Annotated in this window: 2 protein-coding genes; both read left to right on the forward strand. The window is 63.8% G+C overall.

Going from position 1 to position 1,892, the window contains the following annotated elements; translation table 11 throughout:
- The coding region (locus AB4097_RS21400) for a methyl-accepting chemotaxis protein (protein ID WP_442043303.1) at window positions 1–867 on the forward strand (867 nt) is incomplete at its 5' end.
- 212 nt (window positions 868–1,079) lie between these two features.
- Window positions 1,080–1,892, forward strand: an 813-nt coding sequence (locus tag AB4097_RS21405) for a HAMP domain-containing protein (protein ID WP_442043305.1), incomplete at its 3' end; no start/stop codon positions are given.

A 1,892-nucleotide genomic window follows, 5' to 3' on the forward strand; every position in this document is an offset into this window, starting at 1 on the left:
AACCAGGCCAAGATGCGCCGCGCCGAGGTGCTCGACCAGCTCACCAAGCGCTTCGAGCTCAACGTCTCGGCCCTGACGCAGGGACTGTCCTCGGCCGCCACCGAGATGGAGGCCACCGCCCAGTCCATGACGGCCATCGCCGGACAGACGACGCAGCAATCGGTTACCGTCTCGTCCGCCGCCCAGCAGACCTCGGCCAATGTGCAGACGGTAGCGGCCGCCACCGAGGAACTGTCGATCTCGATCCGCGAGATCGCCGCCCAGGTGGCGCAATCCTCGCAGATCGCCGACAAGGCCGTGCAGGGCGCGCGCCGCACAGATGCGGCCGTGCAGGATCTGGCCTCGACCGCTTCGAAGATCGGCGACGTGGTGCAGCTGATCAACACCATCGCGGGCCAGACCAACCTGCTGGCACTCAATGCCACCATCGAGGCGGCTCGCGCCGGCGAGGCCGGCAAAGGCTTTGCCGTCGTGGCATCTGAGGTGAAGGATCTGGCGAACCAGACCGCTCGGGCGACGGAGGAGATCTCGGCTCAGATTGCTTCGGTGCAGCAGGCGACGCAGCAGACGGTGGCGGCCATTCAGGAGATTGCGCGTACGATCACCGAAATGAGCCAGATCTCGACGTCTATCGCGGCCGCCATGGAGGAGCAGGGTGCGGCCACGGCCGAGATCGCCCGCAACGTCCAGGAGGCCGCTCGCGGCACCGAGGCTGTCACGGGCAGCATCGAGGATGTGCATCATGGAGCGGGAGAGACCGGGGCGGCCGCCTCTCAGGTGCTCGGCGCCGCCCAGGAGCTGTCGCGCCATTCTCACGATCTCGGCCAGGAGGTCGCGACCTTCCTCCAGGACGTCAAGGCGGCCTGAGGCATCAGCCGCGACCCTGCAGAATGAAAGGGCCGCTGTTCGCAGCGGCCTTTTCTTTTCACGTCGAGCAAATAGCAGCCGCCGTGCGAAAGCTCGGCTCAAAGCTCAGCTTGGCACAAGCTCCAGGAGCTAATTCCTGGAAGCCTGAAATTCCTGCGCGTCGCAGGACGCGTGCACCGTCCGCGGAACGTGGACAGGATAGCGAGACGACAATGAGAGCTCTCAACAATCTCAAGCTGATTACCAAACTGACCATTCCGGTGGCGTTGTTCATCGCCGTGACGATCGGGTTGATCGTCTTCGCCAAGTCCAGCCTCGACACACTCGCAGATGCGACCCAGCAGATCGTCGATGTCCAGGCCGCCCGTCGCAGCACGGCGCTCAGCGCCAAGGCGAATGTCAACGAAGCGGCGATCCAGGAAAAGAACCTGATCATCGAGACGCGGGTCGAGCAGATCCTCCTCTATGACCAGCACTTCAAGAACGCCAAGGAAGCGGCTCTCAAGGACTTCGACAGCCTCATCGCCCTCTCCGATACGCCCGAGATCCGTAGCTCCAACGAGGTGCTGAAGCAGACCGTCGAGGAATACTTCGCCGTCATGGGTCGGAGCATCGCCCATACGCAGCTCAACGAAAGCGACGAAGCTTTCAAGCTGTCGACGGGCGAGGGACAAGCCTTGCACGACAAGGCGATGCAGATGCTCGATCAGCGAATCGAGGCCAACGCCCAGGCTCTCAACCGGGGGAAGGTCCAGGCTGCCGATCTCGCCTCGTTCACCTCGACTCAGCTGATCGTCGCTTCCGTCATCGGCTTGACGCTCGCGACTTCTCTGCTGGTGGCGATCATGGTTTACGGCGTCGCGCGCCCGCTGAACGGCGTTTCCGGTTCCATGAACCAACTGGCGAACGGTGACCTGTCCGTGAACGTGACAGGTGTGGAGCGCAAGGACGAAGTGGGCGCGCTCGCCCGCTCGCTGCAGGTGTTCAAGGACAACGCCATCGAGGCCCGCCATCTCGCGGCCGCG

Origin of the sequence: Microvirga sp. 2MCAF35 (assembly GCF_052115545.1) — a bacterium.
Lineage (GTDB): Bacteria > Pseudomonadota > Alphaproteobacteria > Rhizobiales > Beijerinckiaceae > Microvirga.